This window comes from Clostridium sp. (genome assembly GCF_036781005.1).
Classification (GTDB): Bacteria; Bacillota; Clostridia; order Clostridiales; family Clostridiaceae; genus Clostridium_B.
The window spans coordinates 85941-105766 of sequence record NZ_DAIQBT010000008.1 but is presented as its reverse complement, the minus strand read 5'-3'; the positions used below and the strand labels follow the sequence as shown (position 1 = coordinate 105766).

22 protein-coding genes are annotated in these 19826 nt (G+C 30.0%); all 22 read left to right on the top strand.

Going from position 1 to position 19826, the window contains the following annotated elements; translation table 11 throughout:
- The first annotated feature begins 8 nt into the window (after window positions 1-8).
- A complete protein-coding gene (gene fliW, locus V7Q02_RS05170; protein WP_333859930.1) occupies window positions 9-446 on the top strand; it encodes a flagellar assembly protein FliW in 438 nt (145 codons plus the stop codon).
- The gene (gene csrA, locus V7Q02_RS05165; RefSeq protein WP_333859929.1) at window positions 440-661 is read left to right on the top strand and encodes a carbon storage regulator CsrA; all 222 of its coding nucleotides are present in this window, start codon (window positions 440-442) and stop codon (window positions 659-661) included. Before fliW ends, csrA begins: the two co-directional genes overlap by 7 nt.
- A gap of 19 nt (window positions 662-680) precedes the next feature.
- The gene (locus V7Q02_RS05160; protein ID WP_333859928.1) at window positions 681-1061 is read left to right on the top strand and encodes a flagellar protein FlaG; all 381 of its coding nucleotides are present in this window, start codon (window positions 681-683) and stop codon (window positions 1059-1061) included.
- A 167-nt stretch (window positions 1062-1228) separates the two neighbouring features.
- Window positions 1229-1531 (top strand): hypothetical protein, encoded by a 303-nt coding sequence (locus V7Q02_RS05155; RefSeq protein WP_333859927.1) that lies wholly within the window; start codon window positions 1229-1231, stop codon window positions 1529-1531.
- 166 nt (window positions 1532-1697) lie between these two features.
- Window positions 1698-2093 (top strand): flagellar export chaperone FliS, encoded by a 396-nt coding sequence (gene fliS / locus V7Q02_RS05150; RefSeq protein WP_333859926.1) that lies wholly within the window; start codon window positions 1698-1700, stop codon window positions 2091-2093.
- A gap of 63 nt (window positions 2094-2156) precedes the next feature.
- Window positions 2157-4187 (top strand): flagellar filament capping protein FliD, encoded by a 2031-nt coding sequence (fliD, locus tag V7Q02_RS05145; RefSeq protein WP_333859925.1) that lies wholly within the window; start codon window positions 2157-2159, stop codon window positions 4185-4187.
- 56 nt (window positions 4188-4243) lie between these two features.
- Complete coding sequence (locus V7Q02_RS05140) at window positions 4244-4582, top strand: hypothetical protein (RefSeq protein ID WP_333859924.1); 339 nt, start codon at window positions 4244-4246, stop codon at window positions 4580-4582.
- 126 nt (window positions 4583-4708) lie between these two features.
- A complete protein-coding gene (locus tag V7Q02_RS05135) occupies window positions 4709-6379 on the top strand; it encodes a flagellin N-terminal helical domain-containing protein (RefSeq protein WP_333859923.1) in 1671 nt (556 codons plus the stop codon).
- Between the two features lie 72 nt (window positions 6380-6451).
- Window positions 6452-8284: a motility associated factor glycosyltransferase family protein gene (locus tag V7Q02_RS05130; protein ID WP_333859922.1), complete on the top strand. Its 1833-nt coding sequence runs from the start codon at window positions 6452-6454 to the stop codon at window positions 8282-8284.
- 4 nt (window positions 8285-8288) lie between these two features.
- On the top strand, window positions 8289-8603 hold the full coding sequence (locus V7Q02_RS05125) for a hypothetical protein (protein ID WP_333859921.1): 315 nt from the start codon (window positions 8289-8291) through the stop codon (window positions 8601-8603).
- A 511-nt stretch (window positions 8604-9114) separates the two neighbouring features.
- Window positions 9115-10167: a sugar phosphate nucleotidyltransferase gene (locus V7Q02_RS05120; RefSeq protein WP_333859920.1), complete on the top strand. Its 1053-nt coding sequence runs from the start codon at window positions 9115-9117 to the stop codon at window positions 10165-10167.
- Between the two features lie 20 nt (window positions 10168-10187).
- Window positions 10188-10841: a NeuD/PglB/VioB family sugar acetyltransferase gene (locus V7Q02_RS05115; protein ID WP_333859942.1), complete on the top strand. Its 654-nt coding sequence runs from the start codon at window positions 10188-10190 to the stop codon at window positions 10839-10841.
- Window positions 10842-10861: 20 nt separating this feature from the next.
- Window positions 10862-11863, top strand: a complete 1002-nt coding sequence (gene neuB, locus V7Q02_RS05110) for an N-acetylneuraminate synthase (protein ID WP_333859919.1) — start codon at window positions 10862-10864, stop codon at window positions 11861-11863.
- Window positions 11860-13026, top strand: coding sequence for a UDP-N-acetylglucosamine 2-epimerase (neuC, locus tag V7Q02_RS05105; RefSeq protein WP_333859918.1), 1167 nt, complete (start codon window positions 11860-11862; stop codon window positions 13024-13026). The genes neuB and neuC overlap by 4 nt, the downstream gene beginning before the upstream one ends.
- Window positions 13027-14004, top strand: a complete 978-nt coding sequence (locus tag V7Q02_RS05100; protein WP_333859917.1) for a Gfo/Idh/MocA family protein — start codon at window positions 13027-13029, stop codon at window positions 14002-14004.
- A gap of 1 nt (window position 14005) precedes the next feature.
- Window positions 14006-14953 carry a Gfo/Idh/MocA family oxidoreductase gene (locus V7Q02_RS05095; RefSeq protein WP_333859916.1) on the top strand — a complete coding sequence of 316 codons (948 nt, stop codon included), beginning with the start codon at window positions 14006-14008 and terminating at the stop codon, window positions 14951-14953.
- A gap of 2 nt (window positions 14954-14955) precedes the next feature.
- On the top strand, window positions 14956-15735 hold the full coding sequence (locus V7Q02_RS05090) for an acylneuraminate cytidylyltransferase family protein (RefSeq protein ID WP_333859915.1): 780 nt from the start codon (window positions 14956-14958) through the stop codon (window positions 15733-15735).
- A 192-nt stretch (window positions 15736-15927) separates the two neighbouring features.
- Window positions 15928-16851, top strand: a complete 924-nt coding sequence (locus V7Q02_RS05085; RefSeq protein ID WP_333859914.1) for a polysaccharide deacetylase family protein — start codon at window positions 15928-15930, stop codon at window positions 16849-16851.
- Between the two features lie 64 nt (window positions 16852-16915).
- Window positions 16916-18022, top strand: coding sequence for a hypothetical protein (locus V7Q02_RS05080; RefSeq protein WP_333859913.1), 1107 nt, complete (start codon window positions 16916-16918; stop codon window positions 18020-18022).
- A 143-nt stretch (window positions 18023-18165) separates the two neighbouring features.
- Window positions 18166-18288, top strand: a complete 123-nt coding sequence (locus V7Q02_RS05075) for a hypothetical protein (RefSeq protein ID WP_333859912.1) — start codon at window positions 18166-18168, stop codon at window positions 18286-18288.
- Window positions 18289-18630: 342 nt separating this feature from the next.
- Window positions 18631-18762 (top strand): hypothetical protein, encoded by a 132-nt coding sequence (locus tag V7Q02_RS05070; RefSeq protein WP_333859911.1) that lies wholly within the window; start codon window positions 18631-18633, stop codon window positions 18760-18762.
- Window positions 18763-18822: 60 nt separating this feature from the next.
- Window positions 18823-19815: an NAD-dependent 4,6-dehydratase LegB gene (locus V7Q02_RS05065; protein WP_333859910.1), complete on the top strand. Its 993-nt coding sequence runs from the start codon at window positions 18823-18825 to the stop codon at window positions 19813-19815.
- Window positions 19816-19826: the final 11 nt, after the last annotated feature.

Here is a 19826-nt window from a genome sequence, read left to right as displayed (position 1 = left end):
GAAGGACTATGAAGTTAAATACAAAATGTCACGGAGTATTGGAATACAGCGAAAAAGATATTATAGTTTTTAAAAAAGGCATTCCAGGTTTTGAACATTTGAAAAAATTCATATTGGCTCCTGTAGAGGAAAATAATTTATTTTATGTACTCCACTCTATTGAAGATAAGAATGTTGGAATTGTAGCAGCATCTCCCTTTAATGTATTAGAAGACTATGAATTTGAATTAAATGAAGACAAGGAATCTGAGTTGAAAATAAAAAGTGTAGAAGATATTTTTATAGTAAATACAGTTACTTTAGATTCTCTTCTGAAAAATATAACCATTAATTTGAAAGCTCCCATAGTAGTAAATATAAAAGAGAATATTGGGGAACAATTAATACTGGATAAGGTGGAATATCCTATAAAATACCCACTTTTTAAGGGGGAGGTCAATTGTTAGTTATAAGCAGAAAAAAAGGAGAATCTGTATTTATAGGGGAGGATATAGAGATAACAGTTACAAAAATAGAAGAAGGTACTGTTAAACTTTCCATATCTGCACCTAGAAGTGTTACCATACTTAGAAAGGAACTTTATAGGGAGATAGAGGAGGAAAATAAGAATTCAGCAGCTTCAGATATAAGTATATTGAAAAAATTAAAAGATAAAAAGTAAATTTTAAGAGGTGTTTAGCATGGAAGTTAGAGATATAGGTCAGGGAAGACAGGTATCTTTTGATACAGCTAACAACAGTGGAACTACAGTAGAAATTTCCACTGAAGTAATTTCGGCAAATAATAGTACAGCTAATGTTAAATTACAGCATCAGGGCATTGAAGATAAAAATGTAAATTCAAAAAATACAAAAAAAGCTGTAGATAAATTAAATAAACTATTAGAAGATAAACCTACTCATCTTGAGTATGAGATATATGGAAAACTGAATAGTGTTATGATAAAGGTAGTAGATGATAATACCAAAGAAGTTGTAAAGGAAATACCACCAAAGAAAATAGTGGATATGGTAGACAAACTATGTGAACTGGCAGGACTTTTTATGGACAAAAAAGTTTAACAGCTTTTTCAATTCACAATTTACAGTGCATAATTCACAATTTTAGGATGATTTTTCTATGAAAAATCTATAATGAATTATGTGTAAATTGTAAATTGTGAATAGTGAATTGAAATAGTGCATCGTGAATTGTTAATTGTGAATTGAAATAAAGCGGGGTGATTTTAATGGAATTTAGATTGAATAAAGTAGACCCGGAAGTTCGTCAAAGAGTTAAAGATGCTACCAGTGCGGGAAAAGTTCACAACAAAAGAGGAATTTTTATAAATAAAGATTACAGAGACAGGGGAAAGGACAGACAGGGGGATTTTAGTTCCCAGCTTAATAAATACAAACAGGGAAAAGACAAAAAAACTATTTTAGTAAAAGCTGTTAAGACAGAGGAAGTACAAGTAGAGGCTTTTAAAGAAAAAAAGGACAACATTTCAAGGGATAGGGAAAGAGGAACTATTTTAGATGTGAAGAAATAGTGAGCATTTATAATTCACAATGCACAGTTTACAAATCACAATTTTAGGATGATTTTTCTATGAAAAATCTATAATACATTGTATGTAAACTGTGAATTGAAACAGTAAATTGAAAATTGTGCACTGTGCATCGTGAATTGTGAATTGAATAAAGGAGGTTTACTAAATGTATACAGCTAATGCTTACAGTACCTATAAAACTAACAGTGTAAATTATGCGTCCAAAGACCAACTGCTTTTAATGCTAGTGGACGGAGCAGCTAAATTTGTAAAAATAGGAAGACAAGCTTTAATCGATAAAGACATAAAAAAAGCCCATGAAAACATAATTAAAACTCAGAACATATTTTATGAACTTATGGCTACATTGGATGTTTCAAAGGCAGGAGATTGGGGACAATCCCTTATGAGTGTGTATGACTTTATAGTAAGAAGACTTGTAGATGCTAATATGAAAAAAGATGTTGGCATAATAGATGAGGTGATTCCACTTATTGAAAATGTCAAGGACACCTGGGAAGAGGCTTATAAAGTTTCTAAGTCCAACATAAGCAAAAAATAATCGTAAACTAAAAATTATGCATTGTGAACTGTGCATTGTGAATTGAAAAAGGGGGAAATGCAAATGAGTGAAGTGAGTAGTACTACAGGTTCTACAGGTTCTGGTGGCGGGAGCAGTATTAGAATTACGGGACTAAACAGTGGTTTGGATGTGGATGCTTTAGTAAAGAAGATGCTTAATGCGGATCAGACAAAAATAGACATGATAAAACAGCAGCAGCAAATAATAACATGGAAACAGGAAGCTTATAAGGATATTATTTCTGACATAAAGGAACTTCAAGAAAAATATTTTAATGTAAGTAATACAAGTACTTATTTATTAAGTTCCAGTAATTATAATAATATAGCAGCAACAAGTTCAGATTCTACCATAGTTACTGCTAAAGCTTCTACTAGTGCAAAGACAGGAACTTATAAAATGGAAGTGAGTAAAATAGCTGAAAGTGCAGCTATTTCCTCTTCAAATTCTGTAAATAGTCAGTATAGAATAAGTGATGTGTCGAATTGGAAAAGCGGAACAATGAGCTTTTCAGTAGACGGAGGAAGTTCCGTAAGTTTAGATTTAACAGGATTTGATGATAGTGGTTCTAGTACAGATACAGAGAAAGCTCAAAGTCTTGCAAAATATATTAATAACCAAATTAATTCTTCAGGTCTGAATGGAGAAGTTTCTGTGTCAGCAGTAACAGATTCTTCAGGCACATATATAAAATTTACTCCGGCTGACGGATCTTCTGTTAAAATGACTACAAGTGGTATAACAGATATTGGTGATGGAACAAAAACTTTAGTATCTGCTTCTTCAACCACTGCATTGACTGATTTATCTAGTGATTTTGATTTAAATAAGAATCTTATATTAAATTTAAACTACAATGGTAAAGATGTATCTGTAACTTTGGATAATAGTTCTACAGGAAAGAATGGCTCAGCTACTGTAGATGATTTGATTACAGCCATTGAAACTGCTACAGGAGGAGCTGTAACAGGTAATTTTGATGATATGACAGGAAAATTCACGTTTCAGACTAAAGCCACAGGTAGTACTGCAAGTCTAGCCATTAAAGAAACTTATACAGATGATGAAGGAACTAGTTATACTACAGATGAAGATTTATTAAAAGCTTTAGGTATGGAAGATGGTAATTTATATGTATCTGCTCAAGGAAGTGATGCTGTTGTTACAATTACAGAACCGGGTTCAACTTCTGGTACAATCTTAACTGAGTCTTCAAATACTTTTACTGTAAACGGCGTTACTTATACTGTTACATCAACTACAGATGAGGATAAACCTGTAAATATATCTTTGACTAAAGATACATCACAAATGCATGATTTAATAACAGATTTTTTAGATGACTATAATAAAATAGTAGATAATATACAGACCAAGCTTTCTGAAAAAAAAGACTATGATTACTCACCACTTACAGATTCACAAAAGGAAGATATGAGTGATTCAGATATAGCTAACTGGGATAAAAAAGCTAAACAGGGAATACTTAGGAATGATGACAATTTACAAAATTTACTTACCAGCTTAAGATCAGCATTTACTTCCCCAGTTTTGGATAGTAATGGAAACAGTGTATCTTCTGTATATTTTGGAAGTATGGGTGACAATACACTAGGAATTGATACTTCTAATGATTATACACAAGGTTCAAAAATAACTATTGAAGATGATACTAAACTTATAGATGCACTTACTAATAATGCAGATGAAATTATGAAGCTATTTACAACTAAGTCTACAAGTACTGATTCTACTGAAAAATTTAATCAATCCGGTATATTTCAGAGAATGGATCAGATAATTAAAGATAATGTGGGAGTAATAGGAAGTTCTTACAATACTGCAACACTTACAAAATATGCAAATGTTCAGGATGATTACAGTGTAACTGGTGGTTCAGGCTCAGGTACTCTTCCAGATCAAATATATCAAAAACAACTTCTTATAGATAAACTTACAGATTTAATGGATGATCATGAAGAAAAATATTACAAACAATTCAGTGCATTGGAAACAGCACTGGAAAGTTTGAGTGCCCAACAGTCAATTATTTCTTCTTACTTTAGCAGTTAGGGTTTTATAGGAGCTTTTATATATAATTGAAATTAAAATCTAAGGAGATTTTAAATATGGAAGAAATTAAAAAAATGTTGTTAGATTATAAAGAACATACAATTGGTATCATAAAGTTACTTGAAAAAGATGAATTTGATGATATTCAACATGAGATAGAAAAAAGACAATGTATACTGGATAAACTTATATCTTTTTCAGGGCATAAAGAGGAGTGCAAAAAAATATATAAAGATCTTGAAATTGAAAAACTTCAAAGCAGGGCAGAGATAATCATGAAAAAAAAATCTTCTGAAGTTAAAGAAAAATTAGAAGGGATATCTAAAAACAAAAGAGCTACCAATGCTTATGGAAGACTAGTAAGTGGAGCAGCTATTTTTAGCAAAAAAATTTAAAATAATAATAAAAATATATAAAGGTTAAAAATAGTATTACGATAAACATATTAGTAAAGAATAAGATTAAAATTTAAAAATAAAAAGGACAAGGATGTCCAATGCGAAAATCAAGGAGGAAATATTATGATTATTAATCACAACATAATGGCAAATAATGCTCTTAGAAACTCAAATATTAATTCAAATGCTGCAGCTAAATCAATGCAGAAGCTTTCTTCAGGTCTTAGAATAAATACCGCAGCAGATGATGCAGCAGGACTGGCTATATCTGAAAAAATGAGAAGTCAGATAAGAGGTCTTGATCAGGCTTCAGCTAATGCTCAAGATGGTATATCCATGGTTCAAACTGCTGAAGGTGCATTAAATGAAACTACATCAATTCTTCAAAGAATGAGAGAATTGGCAAACCAGGCAGCAAATGGTACTAATACCACTGCTGACAGATCTTCAATACAGGATGAAATAAATCAGTTGACATCAGAAATTAACAGAATAGGAAATACTACTGAGTTTAATACACAGAAGTTATTGAATGGTGGCGTAAGTAGTAACTCTGGAGATAAAATTACTAAAGCTACTAGTGCTGAAATTGCGTTAACAAAAGCAATAACTACAGGAGCAACTATCTCTGCAGGCTCGACTATAACAGTTGATAACTATGTATTTGATATTACAATTACTGTAGGGGCTACTTCAGCAACAGATTTAGCTTCTAAATTAGGAAATGTTACATCAGGAGGAACTAAATTATCAGATTTAGTAGATATAACTGTTAGTACTTCTGGAGCATTAACTTTTACAGGTAAATCACTGGGTTCAACAAGTGAGATAGATTTTGGTGGAGCAATAGCGGACATTGGTCTTACAGCGGCTAAAACAGCAGTTGGTACAGATACTACAATTGAAAGGGTTGGAGTAGAGGGAAAAACATCAGTTTCATTGACAACAGCAGATACAACTATAACAAAAGGCAATTCCATAAAGATTACAATAGGAAGTGAAAGTGCAGTTGAAGTTGTTTTAAATTCAGATGAAAATAGAACTTATGACACAAATAATGCGGATGCCAATATAGCTAAAGCTGCTATGGATGATTTGGTTAAAGATTTAAATGCATCACTGCAAAAAGCTGGAATATCTGATAAGGTTGAAGTTGCTTTATCAAAAGATAATACTCTTCAGTTTGTATCTAAAACAAATCAGAAAATAACTGTTGAAGATGGAATAGGAAAAAATATGACAGCTGGTTTAACATTTACTGGCTCAGCTACTTTTGACGGGACAAATATTCAACAGATTGTTGGACCTGGGGTGCAGGGAAGCGGATTTAATACTACTTTCCAGATAGGAGCAAATACAGGACAATTAATGGCACTTAGTATTAATGATATGAGAGCTGCAGCACTTGGAATTACAGGAAATGCAGGACAGGCAGGATTTACTTCAACAAATGGTGTAACTGACGGAACTACAGATATAAAACAGGAAGCAGCATTAAATGTTATGACAAAAGATGATGCAACTAATTCACTGGATACTTTAGATAGTGCACTGGCTACTGTATCTGCTGAAAGAGGTAAACTGGGAGCAGTACAAAATAGGTTGGAACATACAATAAATAACTTGGGAACTTCATCAGAAAACTTGACCTCTGCTGAATCAAGAATAAGAGATGTAGATATGGCAAAAGAAATGTCAACATACTCAAAGAACAATATTCTTTCTCAGGCTGCACAGGCTATGCTTGCTCAGGCAAATCAACAGCCACAGCAGGTTCTTCAGTTATTAAGATAGTTAAAAGTAATTTAATGAGACTCTGGCTTACCAGGGTCTTGTTATATATAATGTGCAAGTGGGTGTTTTACTGTGTATAAAAGTTTTTTTGAAATAAATAGAGAAATACTTAGGAGATTTAATAAAGAAGATGTAATTATAGATAAATATTATGAAGTGGAAAATACTAAAGATGGATACCATACTTTTAGATATAGTAATAAGGGTAAAAAACTATATATAAATAGCAAATATAATGTGAACAATGAAATTAACATGCTTTTTAAAGATATGGATTTTGACAAGGATTCTTTATTTGTAGTCTATGGAATTGGGCTTGCATATCATATAAAAGAACTTATAAAGAGAAGTTCTCCTAAGAGCAAAATATTTGTTATTGAGTCTAATATGGAAATATTAAATACATATTTAAGAAGTGAGAATTTATTAGATATATGTGATGGTAAAGTTTTCTTGTTTTTTGGTGATGAACAGAAGATAATTGCGGAAATCAGTTCTCATCTTTTGAGTTTCTCTATAATGCCTCTAAGCATTAATTATGTGCCTGTAGTTATGCTATCATATTATTCAATATATGGAGAATGGATAGATACTGTAAATAAAAGAATAATTGATTTATTCAGACATGCATTATTTAATTTAGGAAATGATATTGAAGATACTATAATAGGACTTGAAAATAATTTCGAAAATATAAAGGAACTTATAAAAAGTCCCAGTATAGAAGTAGTAAAAGATAAGTATAAGAATATGCCTGCCATAATTGTAAGTGCAGGACCATCTTTAGATAAAAATATAGAGGAATTGAAAAATGCCAGAGGTAAAGCTTTAATATTGGCTACAGATGCTGTAATAAGTACATTGAAAAAACATAATATTGTTCCAGATGCAGTTTTTAGTATAGAAAGAGGAATGGCTACATACAATGCTTTTTATAAGAATAATACTTTAGAGGATAAAACAGTATTTGTTGGACCACCAGTTGTAGTAAAAGAGATATTAGAGAAATTTAAATTTAACAAAAAATTGTTGTGCTTAAAACAGGGAGAAAAAATCAACGAATGGATAAATAAGGATATTTTATGTGAAAATAGATTAATTTATATGGGGACTTCCTGTGCTCATGTAGCTTTTGCCTTTGCCAAATATGTAAATGCAGATCCTATCGTTTTCATAGGTCAGGATCTAGCCTATACCAAAGAAGGAGTTACCCATTCTGAAGATGTAGAAATAAAGAAAAAGGTAGAAGATAATAAAGACTTATTATATGTAAAAGGCATAAATGGAGATATACTTCCTACTAGCTATGCTTTTAAGAATTTTTTGGTTTTTTTAGAAACTGAAATTGCAAAGGATAATAGTGACAGACTTTATATTGATGCTACTGAAGGTGGGGCATTTAAGTGTGGAACTAAAATTATGAAATTGAAAGAAGTCATTTCAAAGTATTGTAATAAAAGTGTTCCAGAATTAAATATGTTAATTCCTCATTCAAATGAAGTTGATTCTACCAAATATAATGGAGGAATTAATGAACTTAAAAAATTGTCACAAAAGTCTAATAATTTAAAAATAGATTGTAAAAAACAACTAAGTGAGATAAAAAAGTTAGAAAAAAATATTTTAAATGATAAAATAAATTTAAAAGAAGTATTTAAAAAATTAAGAAAAAAAGAAACTATTGAACAAATAATATTTAAAGAAGATGTAATCAGAACATTTTTACAAGGCGTTTTAATGATGGCTAATATAAATGAAACAGCTCTAGGTAATAAAGAAAATTATGATACAGCAGTTGAAAAAATAAAAATAAATAAAAATCTTATGAATTCTTTAATTATAGGATGTGATGCTGTGTATAAATCTATAAATAAAATAGTACATAAAATGTATATGGAGAAATAGAAGTATGGGTAATTTTAATAATGAAAAATATAATGAAATAATTACTAACTTAATAGAACTTATAGAGGATTTCTCAATTGCAATATATAAAAGAGAAAAAGATGAATCTTATAAATTGTTAATAGATATAATAGATAAGTTAGATATAGTTATTAATATGAAATCAAAAAGTATATTAGAATCTAAAGTTAACTGCATAGATAAACTGTCAAATAAACTTCCTATTTTGTTAGAAGCTTTTGAAAATGGTGATGATGTACTTATAAGTGATATTCTTAATTATGAAATAAAACCTATTTTAAAAAAATTATTAAAATAAAGTATGCAATAATAGAATAATTTATTAAGGAATGACTTTATGAGAACAAATATAGATAAAATAATGGTTTATAATTGAATATTCCATAAAACAAGCACTATAAATATTAGATGCTCGACTCCACGATTGATAACACAAAAAGTTTGCTTAGGATGTGTTTTTATTCTAAGCTTTTTTATTATATATACGATACAGTATATATACGCATATTTTAAGTCCATTAACGAAATTTGAAAATATTTATTTTATAAAAAAGTAATTCTTTTAGAATAATGATATTGATAATTTATATGTAATGAAATTAGCAATAAAAGTAATTTTATATTGAATGATCTGGCTACCTTATTTAAGTAGTCAGACTTATAAGATTCAAAAGGCAAAATACTATTTAGAACATATAGTAAATATTCCATGTAGTTCAAATTTGACGAAACAGAATGTAATATATATTTCAGAGTGTTTGAAAAATCCTAAGAAAAATAGATAGTTGATTAGCATGGAGGATGATAGGTTGGATGTTAAAGATTTTTTAATTGATGAAGAATGTACGATTATAGAGGCAATGAACCAACTAGATATAGTTGCTAAGAAAGTTTTATTTGTTTTAAGAGATGCGAAATTTGTAGGAGCTATAACCGATGGTGATATAAGAAGATGGATATTAAAAAAAGGCAATCTTGATGCAAAAATTAAACAAATAGCAAATTATAATCCAAAATTCCTTTATTTAAAAGATAAGATTATAGCGAAGGAATATATGAAGAAATATTCAATAGAGGCTATTCCTATTGTTGATAAAAATAAGAATATAGTTTCAGTTGCATCATGGAACGATGAAGAATTTGAAACTAAAAAAAATTTAGACATACCGGTAGTCATTATGGCTGGAGGCCTTGGAACAAGGTTGTATCCTTATACCAAGATATTACCTAAACCATTAATACCAATCGGGGAAATACCTATTACAGAACACATAATAAATAGATTTTATAAATATGGCTGTGAGAATTTCTACTTAATTGTTAATCATAAAAAGAATATGATAAAGGCTTATTTTAATGAAATAGAAAAAGATTATTCAATAACATATATCGATGAAGATAAGCCACTTGGAACAGGTGGGGGACTTAGCCTTCTTAAAGGTAAAATTGACACAACTTTTATACTTTCTAACTGCGATATTCTCATAGAAGAGGATTATGAAAAAATATATCAGTACCATAAGAAAGAAAAAAATCTTATTACTATGATTTGTTCTTTAAAAAATATAAAAATACCTTATGGTGTTATTGAAATTGGAGAAAATGGTGAAATTGATAATATGAGAGAAAAGCCTGAAATATCATTTTTTACTAATACAGGTGTTTATATTGTAGAACCTGAAGTTATTTCTGGGTTAAAAGAAGAGGCTATAGGTTTTCCTGATATAATTGAAAAATATAAAATTACTGGAGAAAAGATAGGAATATATCCTATAAGTGAAAATGCATGGATGGATATGGGGCAACTTGATGGAATGGAAGAAATGAGGAAAAGGTTGGAAGAAAAAGGAGGCTCATTATGATTAAATGAAATGGATTACCAATTATAATATTTGGGAGTGGAGGTATATCTAAAGAAACATATCATATTGTTGAACAAATTAACAATTATAATAATGTAAAAGCATATGACTTTTTAGGGTTTGTTCAAGATAGTGAAACAAAAATAGGGAATGAAGTAATAAATGGATATAAGGTTGTTTCAAGTGACTCAAATCTTTATGAATATGCTAAAAACTTTTCAATATTGGGTGTTGTTATTCCAATTGGCAGTCCAAAAGTTAAAGCTATAATATATAACAAGATGCAATCGATTGATAATTTAGTTTATCCTAATATAATACATCCAAATGTTACTTTTGATTCTAGAACAGTATCTTTTGGATGTGGGAATATATTAGCATCAGGAGTTACTTTAACTTGTAATATTGATATTGGAAATTTTAATCTAATTAATTTAAATTCAACTATTGGTCATGATACGAAAATAGGAGATTTTAATGTTATAAATCCTTTAACGGCTATTTCTGGAAGTGTATGTGTAAAAGATTTATGTTTAATAGGTACAGGTGCTAAGATTTTACAAGAGATAACAATAAATAAAAATGTAACAGTTGGAGCAGGTGCTGTAGTTGTTAAAGATGTTGAGGAGTTTAGCACAGTTGTTGGAATTCCGTCAAAAAAAATAGAATTTTGATATAGATTGAGGTGACAGTAGTGGATAAAAAATCCTTTATTATTGCAGAGGCAGGAGTTAATCATAATGGTGATATAGAAATAGCTAAAAAGATGATAGATAAGGCACTTGAATCTGGAGTAGATGCTATAAAGTTTCAAACATTTATATCCGAAAAAGTAGTTTCAAAATATGCAGAAAAAGCTGAATATCAAAATCAGAATACTTCAAAAACAGAAAGTCAGTTAGAAATGGTTAAAAAACTTGAGTTATCATTTGATAACTTTAAAGAGTTAAAAAAATATTGTGACTTTAAGAGGATAGAATTTCTTTCTACTGCGTTTGATTTTGATAGCATAGATTTTTTAAATAGCTTAGGTATAAGAATATGGAAAATACCATCAGGTGAAATCACAAATCTCCCATATTTAATTAAAATAGCAAAAACAAATAAACCAGTTATTTTGTCTACCGGTATGAGCACTATAGTTGAAATAGAGGAGGCCATTAATATACTGAAGGCTAATGGGTGTAAAGATATAACCTTACTTCACTGTACTACAGAGTATCCTGCACCCTATGAGGATGTCAATTTAAAAGCAATGGATACATTAAAGAAAAAATTTAATGTACCAGTTGGGTATTCTGATCATACCGAGGGAATTGAAATTCCTATAGCTGCAGTAGCTATGGAAGCATCAATAATAGAGAAACATTTTACACTGGATAGAAATATGGAAGGCCCTGATCATAAAGCAAGTTTAGAGCCAGATGAATTGAAAGCTATGGTAAAATATATAAGAAATATTGAATCAGCTATAGGTGATGGTGAAAAGAAACCTACCGAATCAGAGATGAAAAATATTCCAATTGCAAGAAAAAGTATAATTGCAAAATGTAGGATAAAAAAAGGAGAAACTTTTACTAAAGAGAACATTACAGTAAAAAGACCAGGCAATGGTATAAGTCCTATGAGATGGTTTGATGTTATAGGGAAGACTTCAGTAAGAAATTTTGAAGAAGACGAGTTGATTGAAATATGAAAAAGATAAGTATATTAACGTCTACAAGAGCGGAATATGGACTTCTAAAACCAATTATAAATAAATTGAAAGAGATTTCAGATTTTGATGTGTATGTAGTTGTAACAGGAGCACATTTATCACCAGAATTTGGATTAACATATAAAGAAATTGCGCAAGATGGAATTCAAATTGATGAAAAAATAGAAATTATCTTAAGTGCAGATACGCCATCATCAATATCTAAATCTATGGGATTGGCTATGATAAATTTTGCAGATTATTTTAGTAAATTAATTCCAGATATGCTCATTGTTCTTGGAGATAGATATGAAACTTTGGCAGTTTGCTGCGTAGCTATGAATCAAAGAATACCTATTGCACATTTATATGGTGGAGAAACAACGGAAGGTGCAGTAGATGAGGCTATTAGACATGCTATTACTAAACTAAGCTATTTACATTTCACCAGTACCGAAGAATATCGTCGTCGAGTTATTCAACTTGGAGAACAGCCAAACAGAGTTTTTTGTGTAGGAGCAATTGGAATAGAAAATGTTTTAAATGAAAAGCTGATGAGTAAAGCTGAATTAGAAACATCCATTAATTTTAAGTTGGATAAACCATATGCTGTAATTACATTCCATCCAGTAACATTAGAAGATAATAACGCGGCAGAGCAGATCCAGGCTTTGTTGCAAGCTTGTAAAGTATTTAAGGATATGAAATTTATATTTACTAAGGCTAATGCAGATGCAAATGGACGTATTATTAATCAAATGATTGATGCTTTTGTAGAAGAAAATGATAATGCTGTAGCATTTGCTTCCTTGGGCATGATTAGATATCTGAGTGCATTGAAATATTGTACTATGGTTATAGGAAACTCATCAAGTGCCTTGGTTGAAGCACCAAGCTTTGGTGTGCCGACGATAAATGTTGGTGATCGTCAAAAAGGAAGAATACAAGCAGATAGTGTAATTAGTTGTGAACCTACTAAAGATAAAATTGATAAAGCCATAACTTTAGCTTTAACTGAAGAATTTAAGGAGAAAGCACACAACACTATTAATCCTTATGGTGATGGAAATACATCAGGAAAGATAGTTGCTGTCATAAAAGATTTTTTATTGAATGATAAAATAGACTTAAAAAAGAAGTTTTATGACTATGAGGTGAAGTAAGTGAGGATTGTAGTAATTGGATTAGGATCTATGGGGAAAAGAAGGATTCGTTTGATTCATAAATACAGAGATACATTTGAAATAGTTGGAGTAGATACAAACAAAGAACGAAGAAAAACCTGTGAAAATGAATATGGAATTAAGACTTTTGACAGCTTAACTGAGGAAGTAGATATAATACATATTGATTGTGCTTTTGTGTGTACATCACCCCTATCACATAGTGAAATTATTACACAATGCTTGAATTATGGATTACATGTATTTACAGAATTAAACCTAGTAGATGATGGGTATGATGAAAACATTCTTCTTGCCAAACAAAAGGGATTAATATTATTCATGTCATCAACATTTTTGTATAGAGAAGAAATTAAGAAAATTAGGACTTTATCTCAAGGGACAGATTCTACTCTTAATTATACATACCACATTGGACAATATTTACCGAATTGGCATCCTTGGGAAGATTACAAAGATTTTTTTGTTGGTAATAAGCATTCCAATGGTTGTAGGGAAATTTTTGCTATTGAACTACCATGGTTAATAGATGTATTTGGTCACATCATTAAAATTGATGTAATTAAGGGTAAAATGAGCAGCTTAAATATTGATTATAATGACAATTATTTGCTACTTATTCAACATAAGAATGGACATAAAGGCACTTTGGCTGTTGATGTGGTATCAAGAAAAGCAGTTAGAAACTTAGAGGTATATGGTGAGCAGCTTTATATTCATTGGGATGGTTCGCCAACAGGGTTGTATGTATATGATTTTGAAGCTAAGAAAGATGTTAATATTAATTTGTATGAGGACATAGATCAACTTAACAATTATAGTAGCTTTGTAGTTGAAAATGCCTATTTGAATGAAATAATTTCATTTTTTGAAGCAGTGACTGAAGGAAAAATATCAGTATATAACTTTGAAAAGGACAAAGATATTCTAAAAATCATAGATAGAATAGAGGCTTAATATGAAAAACACATATAAAATAGGAATAATTGGTCTTGGTTCAATCGGTACCAGACATTTAAAGAACATTATAACTGTTCTAAAAAATAGAAATTACTCATACATGATCGACTTGATAAGAAGTGGTAAAGGTAAAGAAATAGAAAAAGAGATGTCTCAACATATAAGTCATACATTTTATTCATATGATTCTGCCCCAAATGATTATGATATTATCTTTGTTACGAATCCTACAAATTTACATTTTCAAACTATAAAGCAATTTGTTACAAAGACTAGGCATATGTTTATTGAAAAGCCAGTATTTGATACAATAGATATTTCAATAGATTCATTGCAATTAAAAGATGATAGTATATATTATGTAGCCTGTCCGTTGAGATATACCAATGTAATTCAATATTTTAAACATCAAATTGATTTAAAGAATGTATATTGTGCTAGGATTATTTGTTCTAGTTATCTTCCAGAATGGAGATCTAATCAGGATTATCGTAATACATATAGTGCACACAAGGATCAAGGCGGAGGCGTTTCAATTGATTTGATTCATGAATGGGATTATATTTGCTATTTATTTGGAGAACCTGAGCAGATATTTAATATAATAGGCAAATTTTCTAACTTGGAAATTGATAGCGATGATTTATCTTTATACATAGCAAAGTATAAAGATAAGGCTGTAGAAGTTCATTTAGATTATTTTGGCCGTAAAACAATAAGAGAAATTCAAATATTTACAGAAGAAGATATAATTATTGGAGATCTTGCTAATAGTCAAATAAGATATTTAAAGAGTGGAAAAGTAATATCATTTAAAGAACAAAGAAATGATTTTCAATGTAAAGAAATAGAGAATTTTTTTGACATTATAGAAGAAAAAGTTACTAATGATAATGATATATCAATAGCTTTTAGAACTCTTCAAATAGCTAAGGAGGAAAAATAAGAGTGAATATACTTTTTACAATTTGCGGTAGAGCTGGCTCTAAAGGAATTAAAAACAAAAATTTAAAAGAATTTTTAGGTTATCCATTGCCATTTTATACTGTTTCGGCAATTGATTTATATAGAAAGAAAAATCTTGATGTTTACTGTGATGTTGTGTTAAATACTGATAGCAATGAACTTATAAAGATGTTTAAGGAACAACTAAATTTTCAAGTAGATATAATTGAAAGAAATTCATCACTTGGATCAGATAATACACCAAAAGTTGAGGTTATTTCCAATTGCTTAGATGTAATGAAAAAGAGAAAGTCAATTAACTATGACATGATTGTGGATTTAGACATAACATCACCATTGAGGACTGTAGAGGATGTTGGTGATCTCATAAGGAAAAAGACAGAATCTAATTTAGATATAGTTTTTTCAGTAACTGATTCAAGGAGAAATCCCTATTTCAACATGGTTAAGAAAACTGAAAATGGATATGAACGTGTTATAGCATCAAAATTTAATGCAAGGCAGGAAGCACCAGAGATATTTGATATGAATGCCTCATTGTATGCATATTCTCCGGAGTTCCTTGAAAGTGGGAAGGGAATATTTGAAACAAAGTGTGATGTGATTAAGATGGTGGATACAGCTGTATTGGACTTGGATCATGAGAATGATTTTGAGTTAATGCAGGTTGTAGCAAAACATCTATTTGAAAAATATTCTTTATTCAGAGAAATAAGAGATAATATCATGAATTGTTGTGTATTAAGTATGAGCCACACTTGATTTGTGGAATACTAAGTTAAGAAAAAAAGGAGGCTCAAAATGCTCTGGAATATTCAATGACGACTATAGCATTTTTATGAAAATTCGGAAAAAGCTCAGGAGAATACTTTTGTAATATTAAACCAGAACCATTGAAAATAAAGTGTTGAAGAGTTCTGCAAATGACCAATATTTTAGAAAGAAGGGGATCATATGCAAAAATCGGGTAAAGTAAGTATTGTTATGTATCATTATATAAGAGATTTGAAAAATAGTAGATATCCAGGGATAAAAGGACTGGATTATGATTTATTCAAAAATCAAATAGACTTTTTCAAGAGCAAGTTTAATATTATAAAAGTGGAAGAATTAATTGCAGCTTATGAAGAAAGTTATGACTTGCCGGAAAATGCAGCATTACTTACGTTTGATGATGGATATATAGATCATTTTACAAATGTATATCCGGTTTTGGTAGGTGCGGAAGTGCAAGGATCTTTTTACATACCGGGTAAAACATATGCTGAACATAAATTATTGGATGTTAATAGAATTCACTTTATTCTTGCGAGTGCAGACATTACATTCATAATGAAAGAAATCTATGTGCAACTAAATTATTATAGGGGCAGTGAATATGAGTATCCTACAAATGAAGAACTTTTTAAACAATATGGAATTGCCAATAGGTTTGATTCTGGAGAAGTAATTTTTGTAAAAAGAGTATTACAAACAGTTTTGCCAGAGAAACTTAGAAATTTTATTTCAAGGAACATGTTTGAAAAATGTGTTGGAGTTAATGAGGATATAATTGCTCGAGAACTATATATGAATCGAGATCAGATAAAGTGCATGAAAAACCATGGAATGTATATAGGATTACATGGATATGACCATTATTGGCTTGAAAACTTGAACAAAGAAGAATTAAAAGTAGATGTAGATAAAGCATTGGAAGTAATGGATGAATTTATAGATCTAGATGCCTGGGTTATGAATTACCCATATGGTTCTTATAATGATCAGGTTATTGAGACAATTAAGGAGAAGGGATGTAAACTTGGTTTTACAACTGAAGTGCGAGTTGCAGATGTTAATGCAGATAGAAAGTATGCAGTCATGCAGTCCCAAGGTTAGATACGAATGATTTTCCACCCAAAAGTGAAAATTACAAAAAAATTTAATTATATGGAGATTATAGATGAAAGATATATTACCAGAATTAAATGGAAAAAAGTATATTGAGGTTTTGAGTAAAGAGTATGATGTCAGATTTTGTAGAGTAGAAGAAGGAAATCAGTTAGTTGAATTTTTAAAGAATTATTGGAAGAAAGATCATATTTTTGTTCTTTCAAGAGAATTGTTTAACTGGCAGCATTTTGATGCAGTGAATAAGAGATACAATTATGTTGTAGCACGTCATAAGAAATCAGGAGAATTTCATTCGGTATTAGGTTTTGTACCGACATCTCAGTTTGATATTAATATTAAGGATATGGAAATTTGGCCATGTATATGGAAATCAAGAGATGATATTAATTTTAAGGGCTTAGGCGTTTCTTTGTATTATTATATGAAAAACAATCTTCCGGTTGAAACAATTTCTATTTTGGGAATCAGTGAGATGGCATTAAGTATATATAAGCATTGGAATTTTGAAACCGGTAAAATAAAACATTATTATATGCTTAATGAGAAAATGGATAACTATAAGCTTGTATCAAAATATGAAGATGCATTAAAAGTATCGGATAGTAATTTTGTAGATAATGGGGTGATTATATGTGAATGCCCATTAAACGAATATCTTAATTTGTCGGATGAAGTATTTGAGGGAATTAGTAAATATAAATCTAAGGATTATTATGTTAATAGATTTTACAAACATCCAATGTATACATATAAATTATTTACAATAAATAAGGCTGGGAATGCGAAGGGAGTTCTTGTGACTAGAGAATGCAGTGCTCATAATAGAAAATGTTTGCGGGTAGTTGATTATATTGGAAGATTGCAATCAATAGAAGGTTGTAAGGAAGAACTGATTAAATTGATAGATGACAATAATTATGAGTATATTGATTTTGTCGAAGCTGGATTAAATGGGGAATCATTGAAAAAAGCTGGGTTTGTAGATAAAAAGTCAAGTAACATAATTGTTCCAAATTATTATGAACCATTTTATATGCAAAATATTGAATTAGATTATGCAATCAAAACTGTTTCGGTGGATGTAAAAAAGGTTTTCTATAAAGCAGATGCTGATCAGGATCGCCCTAATATTTACCAATACAATTGTATGGAGTAAAAGGATAACAAAGAGCTAATTTTCAGTTGTTTCCTAGCAACTCAGGCTCCATGTCCATCAAGTTAATGTCTAAACATAAGTAGCGGTATGTATACCTAAAAGTTGTTTTATAAACAATAATGTATTTAAAGGAGATGGTTATATTGTCAACTACTGAAAAGGTTTCATTGAAAGCACCTGTTGATCCTGAATTTGATATAAAGGTTAGAGAAACTTTAGATTATTATATTACTTTTCCCACTGAATATGATAAATTAAAAAGTTGAAGTTTTTGGTGGACTAGTTGGTAGTGTAGATGGGGGCGTGGTAAGGTATGTAGATAATAAGCGTATGAGATATTTTTTATTACAAACACTTTATGGTCTTTAGATGAAACATCAAGGTATTTTTTCCCTATGCTAACAAGCAAATTAGGAGTCTTTTAATTGAAGACCATAGGACTCCTTCTTGAATAGTATATTGTTGTTATCATTCAAAAAAGGATATAATAGTACCTATAAATTTAAAAGAAAAAAAGGATAATTTTTAAAAAATATAATAGTACATACTATAAGAGAGTAAAAGAGGAAGATATTGATGGAAAATTGTTTAAAAATTAATCTCATGAGATGAATACATCCTTGGGTAAAATGTTTGATATTTCTATAGAAAAATACAAAGAACTTAATCATACAAAAAAAGATGATATAGATTTTGATAGAAATGTGGTATATGGTTTTCCGTGTTCAAATAAACTTTAGTGGGGTAGGTATAACAATATTAACTTAACAAAATCATTTTGTATTTAAGGAGTAAACTATATGGATTTAAAAGGTAAAAAGGTTTTGATAACAGGTTCTGAAGGATTTATAGGAAGTCACTTAGTAGAAAAACTTATTGACATTGGTGCAGAAGCTACTGCATTAATTCAATATAATTCATTCAATAATTGGGGATGGATAGACACATTTCATAAAAATATAAAGGATAGTATTCATGTAGTAACAGGTGATGTTCGAGAATATGATGGGATAAAGAAAATAGTGAAAGGACAAGATGTCGTGTTTCATTTAGCAGCGCTTATTGCTATTCCATATTCCTATCTTTCTCCTATGGCATATGTAAGGACAAATGTAGAGGGAACCACAAATATATTGGAAGCTTGTAGAGAATACGGAGTGCAAAAAATCATCCATACTTCCACTTCAGAAACTTATGGTACAGCATTATACGTTCCTATAGATGAAAAACATCCACTGCAGGGGCAATCACCTTATTCTGCTTCTAAAATAGGGGCTGATAAAATTGCTGAGAGTTTTTATAGAAGCTTCAATTTACCGGTAGCTACTATAAGACCTTTTAATACATATGGACCAAGGCAGTCTGCCAGAGCTGTTATTCCTACAATAATATCTCAGATTTTATCAGGGGAAAAAAGAATAAAACTTGGTAGTTTAACACCTACTAGAGATTTTAATTATGTGAAGGATACAGCAGAAGCCTTTGTGGAAGTTGCAGAAAGTGATAAGGTAATTGGGCAGACTTTAAATGTGGGATCAAATCATGAAATATCCATAGGTGATTTAGCAAAAAAAATAATTAATATTATAGGTAAAGATGTAGAAATTATATGTGATGAGGAAAGAATCAGGCCTGAAAAAAGTGAAGTAAATAGATTATGGTCTGACAATACTAAAATAAAACAACTTACGGGATGGGAACCTAAATATAATTTGGATAAAGGCTTAGAAGAGACTGTTGAATGGATAAAAAACAATATGGGATATTTTAAAACAAATATTTACAATGTTTAGGAGTAGATTAT

Coding starts and splice junctions, on each gene's coding strand:
- fliW (WP_333859930.1), top strand. CDS start 9: ATGAAGTTAAATACAAAATGTCACGGAGTATTGGAATACAGCGAAAAA.
- V7Q02_RS05160 (WP_333859928.1), top strand. CDS start 681: ATGGAAGTTAGAGATATAGGTCAGGGAAGACAGGTATCTTTTGATACA.
- V7Q02_RS05155 (WP_333859927.1), top strand. CDS start 1,229: ATGGAATTTAGATTGAATAAAGTAGACCCGGAAGTTCGTCAAAGAGTT.
- fliS (WP_333859926.1), top strand. CDS start 1,698: ATGTATACAGCTAATGCTTACAGTACCTATAAAACTAACAGTGTAAAT.
- fliD (WP_333859925.1), top strand. CDS start 2,157: ATGAGTGAAGTGAGTAGTACTACAGGTTCTACAGGTTCTGGTGGCGGG.
- V7Q02_RS05140 (WP_333859924.1), top strand. CDS start 4,244: ATGGAAGAAATTAAAAAAATGTTGTTAGATTATAAAGAACATACAATT.
- V7Q02_RS05135 (WP_333859923.1), top strand. CDS start 4,709: ATGATTATTAATCACAACATAATGGCAAATAATGCTCTTAGAAACTCA.
- V7Q02_RS05125 (WP_333859921.1), top strand. CDS start 8,289: ATGGGTAATTTTAATAATGAAAAATATAATGAAATAATTACTAACTTA.
- neuC (WP_333859918.1), top strand. CDS start 11,860: ATGAAAAAGATAAGTATATTAACGTCTACAAGAGCGGAATATGGACTT.
- V7Q02_RS05095 (WP_333859916.1), top strand. CDS start 14,006: ATGAAAAACACATATAAAATAGGAATAATTGGTCTTGGTTCAATCGGT.
- V7Q02_RS05085 (WP_333859914.1), top strand. CDS start 15,928: ATGCAAAAATCGGGTAAAGTAAGTATTGTTATGTATCATTATATAAGA.
- V7Q02_RS05080 (WP_333859913.1), top strand. CDS start 16,916: ATGAAAGATATATTACCAGAATTAAATGGAAAAAAGTATATTGAGGTT.
- V7Q02_RS05070 (WP_333859911.1), top strand. CDS start 18,631: ATGAATACATCCTTGGGTAAAATGTTTGATATTTCTATAGAAAAATAC.
- V7Q02_RS05065 (WP_333859910.1), top strand. CDS start 18,823: ATGGATTTAAAAGGTAAAAAGGTTTTGATAACAGGTTCTGAAGGATTT.